Below are 4,949 nucleotides of genomic sequence, written 5' to 3' on the forward strand. Positions count from 1 at the left end.
TACATTGTCCAAAAGTACATTGCCGTCCTTGTCCAGAATTTTGCTGTAAAGGATAGGCTCTGTATAGACACCGCCGTTGGCGATGGCCGCATAAGCACCTGTCAGTTCAAGGTTCGTTACACCATTGGAGATACCGCCAAGACCCAGAGGTGCGTAAGCATCCCGGTCTTCGTCCATGGTTGTAATGCCAAGATTCTCAAGATATTCAATACCAAGCTTCGGTGTGACATCTTCAACCAGCCACTTGGTTGTAACAACGTTCATGGAGTAAGTAATGGCTTCACGGATGGTTGTCGTTCCTTGATAGGAGTTGGCATTGGTGTTGAACGGTTGGTAGCCGTCAGGAGTTGTATAAGGTTCATCTTCCTTGGTAGATGCCAGTGAAAGCCCACAGGAATCCAGAGCAGGAAGGAAAACGGCAATCGTCTTGAAAACAGAACCGGGCTGTCGTGTGGACTGTGTGGCGCGGTTAAAGCTTCTGCTTGTCTTCTTCTCACCGCGGCCGCCGCTTAAGGCCAGTACATAACCGGTAGACTGATCCATCAGAACGAATGAAGACTGTACCTGTACAGTCATATCAAAGCTCTGGGCGATGATATCGTCATCAGTAATGCCCTTGGCTTCAAGAAAATCTGCAATAGACTGTTTGGCTTGGTCTTCGTTGTCATAAAGCAGATCACAGTCATCGGCGCCATAATAGCTCTGCAGAGAATTCTCATCAATGTTGACGGTCTCACCGTCCTTGTCTTTGTAAGTCAGAGCCCAGTGGAGTCTGTACTCTGTGGATGGGAAGTTGTCATCATCATTATAATAGCTGTCGACAATATCCTGAATATGACGGCTCTGTGTCAGATAAATCTGAAGACCGCCGCTGTAAAGGGCATTGTTGGCTTCTGCGGAAGTATAGCCAAGCTTCTCCTGCAAGTCATTTAATACCTGATCGATGGCAGCATCTTCGAACCATGTATAGATGATATCCTTGGACTTCGTTGTCTCGTTGACTTCGGTAATACGTGAATAGACATCATCAGCCTTGGCTTCATCATACTGCTGCTGTGTAATAAGACCAAGGGTCAGCATATTGTTCAGAATCTTGTCGCGACGCTGGGCGTTGATATCCGGATAATCAATGGGGTTGTTGTAGGAAGGTGATTGGGCGATCGCTGCGATAACCGCTGATTCGGAAACCGTCAGATCGCTGCACTTCTTATTAAAATAACGTTCCGCAGCGGCTTCTACACCATAGGCACCGCGGCCGAGGTTGATGGTATTCAGGTAAGCTTCCATGATCTCGTCCTTGGACATCTCTTTCTCAAGCTTGAGAGCGAGATACCACTCCTGGAACTTACGCTTGAATCGCTGCATCGTATCTGTCTCGGCACCACCGTTGAATACGGTGAGCTTGATCAGCTGCTGGGTGATGGTACTGGCACCTTCTGAAAAATTGCCGCCATGGGAAAGACCAACGAAAAGGGCACGGACAATACCCTTCGGGTCAATACCGTTATGTTCATAGAAGCGGTTATCCTCAATGGCTACAAAGGCGTTTGAAAGGCACTTGGGAATATCATCAATCGACACGATCGTTCGATTGGATTGGGCGCCTACCAGTTCAATCGCTTCCTGTCCGTCGGGGTAATACATGACGGACTTGAGTTTACTCGGCATCACATTGCTGGCGGTAATGTCAGGTGCACTGTCGATGACCCCCTTGAAGCCACCGATGGCGGCAGCGATACCGACAATAACAATGAGCAAAATAGCAAGCATTGTGAAACGGAATATATTGAAAGTAATCTTTTTCTTGGATTTAGCAGCATTGGAACGGATTTTCTTGCGCTTTTTTTCATTATTCTGTTTACTATAATCCATTACTGAACCTCCTTCGTCCTATCATTATAGCAAATAAGCTTACTGAAATAAAGTGTATTTTTTTCGAAATAATAGGGGATAGCATAATTTTCAAGAAGGTGATAGAATAAACTTGACAAAAAGATAAAGTAAGGAAGTTGGGAATGGCAGAAATCAATAAAGTGAGCAATTACAAGACAGTATACAGGGGCGGTACAGCAGAAATTGTTGAGAAAAAGTCACGTTTCATTGCCCATTCGGCGCATGTGGAATCAGAGGAAGAGGCCCTTGCTTTTATAGAGCAGATAAAAAAACAGTACTGGGATGCAAGGCATAATTGCCATGCATTTTCCGTTGGTGTGACCAATGAGACGGCCAGATGCAGTGATGATGGGGAGCCGGCTCAGACGGCGGGCAAACCGATGCTGGATGTTTTGATGGGGCAGCAGCTGAAGAATACAGTTGTTGTGGTGACCCGGTATTTTGGAGGCACACTGCTTGGCACAGGAGGCCTTGTCAGAGCATATTCTGCGGCTGTTCAGGAAGGATTGAAGGAAAGTTTTATAATAGAGAAGTTCCTCTGCCGCAGGGTGCGGATGAGCATGGATTATACAATGCTGGGCAAGATGCAGTATCTGGCGGCCAAACTGAATCTGATGATTCTTGATACCCTCTATACGGAAGGTGTTGAAATGCAGCTGCTTGTGCCGGATACTCAGTATGCTGCTTTTATAAAGGAAGTGACAGAGGCCAGCAACGGCAAGGTCGTGCCGGAGTCGGAGGGGCTTTGTTACGGCGCAGATGTGGAAGGCAAAATTGAGATATTTGATGCCTGAGTACGACATTTAAGAATTTGAACAAACTGTGAAATTTGTATAAAAGCTTTTATTTTTCTCTATTATGTGGTATAAATAATATCATTGGATATGAAAGGACGAATTACAATGAAGAAAAGTTTAAAACTGGGAGCTGCATGCCTCGGCGTAGCTCTTTTATTGTGTGCATGCGGCAAAGGAAGTGCCAATAGTACAGACACTGCTGCAGGCAGTGAGACAGAATCAGCAGCGCAGTCTGCATCGGAATCTGCCTCAGAGACCGAAACAGAGACTGAAGATACGAATGCTTATGCGTATGATTATGATGTTGAATCCCTGGTCAAGCTCGGTGATTACAAGGGATTGACTTATACAGAGACAGATATATCTGTTTCAGATGAAGAAGTGGAATCACAGATCAACAGTACCCTGACAGCCCATGCAACACCGGAGCAGATCAAGGACAGAGCCGTTGAAGAAGGTGATACAGTCAATATTGACTATGAAGGCAAGATTGATGGTGAGACTTTTGAAGGCGGTACAGCCTCCGGTGCATCACTGACAATCGGTTCTGATTCATTTATTGATGGTTTTGAAGATGGTCTGATCGGTGTTAAGCCGGGTGAGAAGAAGACTTTGAACCTGAAGTTCCCGGATGATTACAAGACGAACCCGGATCTGGCGGGCAAGGCGGTTGTCTTTGATGTAACAGTGAACTACATAGAAGGCGATGACATTGTGCCGGAACTGACAGATGATTTTGTTAAGGGGCTGAGCATTACAGATGTTTCAACCGTTGATGAATATCGTGCTTATGTGAAGTCACAGCTGCAGACGAACAAGGAATCTGAAGCAGAGAGCAGCAAGCAGAAGGAACTGCTTCAGCAGGCTGTGGACAATGCAGAGATCAAAGAAATCCCTGAAGAACTGGTTACACAGTATGCTGCTCTGTATACAGATCATTATAAGCAGTATGCATCCTACTTTGGTCTGGAATTGTCTGATTTCCTGAAACAGTACATGAATCAGACTGAGGAAGAATTTAATCAGTCGGCAGAAGATTATGGCAAAGAAAGAGCAGGCTATATGCTGGTTGTAAGTGCCATTGCCAAGGCTGAGAAGATCGATCCGGATGCCCTTTACGATGAGAAGGTGGCTCAGTATGCAAAGCAGAGCGGTTATTCAGATGTTGCAACTCTGGAGAAGGATTACAGCCAGAAGTATCTGCGTCAGGTGATCATCAATGAGGAAGTCCTCAATGTTCTGGAAGAGAATGCAGTTGCAGTTGCTCCGACAGAGACAGAATCAGAGGCTTCCAAGTAAGCGCTCAGCGTGGGAATGCATATTATTTACAATTTTTTTTGAACAGTGTATTATAAAAACTTTGCATTTTTTGGGGAACATGCTATAATGTCCATAGGCAATAGGCACTGAACATGTTCGGCTCGTTTAAGGACAGACAGTGTGAGGCAGGAGCAAGAGAGGTGTAGAATATGGATTTTATGTCAGTATTTCTTCCGGTTTTAATTCTCGGAGTTGTCATCGTTGCGGTTCTGGTAGTTGTTGCAACCGTTGCATCAGCTGTTTCAGCGGCTGCTGTTGAAGATGATGAGGAAGACGAATAGAATCAATTGAATGAATGCGAATGATGAGGGGATGTATGTCTTTGAGCAGCATCCCCGAATTTTTTGCGTTATTTTAGGCGTGTCGGGCAAGCAAAGCGGTGTGTCAGGCAATCAATCAGGAAACGGAAAAAGCGGACCCTTTTGGATCCGCTTTCCCGGCGTTTGCTTCAGTCATCAGCTGCAGTCTGCAAATGCCGCTTGGGGCGGCTGATTGGATATGGCAGCTAATGGATTGTGAGATTCAGTTACTGCATACCGCCGTTGGCCATCTGTTCTTCCTGACGCTTGATCATTCTCCGAACCATTTCACCGCCAATGGAGCCTGCCTGGGCACTGGTAAGATCACCGTTGTAACCCTGTTTCAGGTTCACACCGATTTCGCTGGCAACTTCCATTTTGAATTTATCCATTGCGTCTTTTGCCTGTGGTACTTCCATTGTAGAACTAGAATTGTTTGTCATTGTGACACCTCCGTTTTTTGGTTCGTTTTATCCTGTATCTGAAAGGACAAACAAGACTTGCTTTTTGAAGTGTTTTTGTTTATCCTGTTACTAGTATGTGAATGACGTACAGAAACTATGAGTGGAATAATTAGGAGGTTTTGAGTCGTTTTATGGAAATAGAGCGTAAATTTTTAATTCAAAAAATGCCGGAGCAT

General features: G+C 45.3%; 6 protein-coding genes. 4 read left to right on the forward strand and 2 right to left on the reverse strand.

Annotated elements, in window-relative coordinates; genetic code table 11:
* Nucleotides 1-1,872 (reverse strand): transglycosylase domain-containing protein (locus WMO25_RS14810; RefSeq protein ID WP_349085949.1); only part of this gene is annotated, 1,872 nt, incomplete at its 3' end.
* Nucleotides 1,873-2,015: 143 nt separating this feature from the next.
* Between WMO25_RS14810 and WMO25_RS14815 the strand changes: the two genes are divergently transcribed.
* The 4 genes from WMO25_RS14815 to WMO25_RS14830 all read left to right on the forward strand — a co-directional run bounded on the left by WMO25_RS14815 (nt 2,016) and on the right by WMO25_RS14830 (nt 4,502).
* Nucleotides 2,016-2,687 carry a YigZ family protein gene (locus WMO25_RS14815; protein ID WP_349085951.1) on the forward strand — a complete coding sequence of 224 codons (672 nt, stop codon included), beginning with the start codon at nt 2,016-2,018 and terminating at the stop codon, nt 2,685-2,687.
* Nucleotides 2,688-2,795: 108 nt separating this feature from the next.
* Nucleotides 2,796-3,989: a trigger factor gene (gene tig / locus WMO25_RS14820; protein ID WP_349085953.1), complete on the forward strand. Its 1,194-nt coding sequence runs from the start codon at nt 2,796-2,798 to the stop codon at nt 3,987-3,989.
* A 170-nt stretch (nt 3,990-4,159) separates the two neighbouring features.
* On the forward strand, nt 4,160-4,291 hold the full coding sequence (locus tag WMO25_RS14825; RefSeq protein ID WP_015512670.1) for a hypothetical protein: 132 nt from the start codon (nt 4,160-4,162) through the stop codon (nt 4,289-4,291).
* A 10-nt stretch (nt 4,292-4,301) separates the two neighbouring features.
* Nucleotides 4,302-4,502, forward strand: coding sequence for a hypothetical protein (locus WMO25_RS14830; protein WP_117528566.1), 201 nt, complete (start codon nt 4,302-4,304; stop codon nt 4,500-4,502).
* A 34-nt stretch (nt 4,503-4,536) separates the two neighbouring features.
* Here WMO25_RS14830 and WMO25_RS14835 read toward each other — a convergent pair whose 3' ends face one another.
* On the reverse strand, nt 4,537-4,752 hold the full coding sequence (locus WMO25_RS14835) for an alpha/beta-type small acid-soluble spore protein (RefSeq protein WP_015512672.1): 216 nt from the start codon (nt 4,750-4,752) through the stop codon (nt 4,537-4,539).
* Nucleotides 4,753-4,949: the final 197 nt, after the last annotated feature.

Origin of the sequence: Coprococcus intestinihominis (assembly GCF_040096555.1) — a bacterium.
Classification (GTDB): Bacteria; Bacillota; Clostridia; order Lachnospirales; family Lachnospiraceae; genus Coprococcus_A; species Coprococcus_A intestinihominis.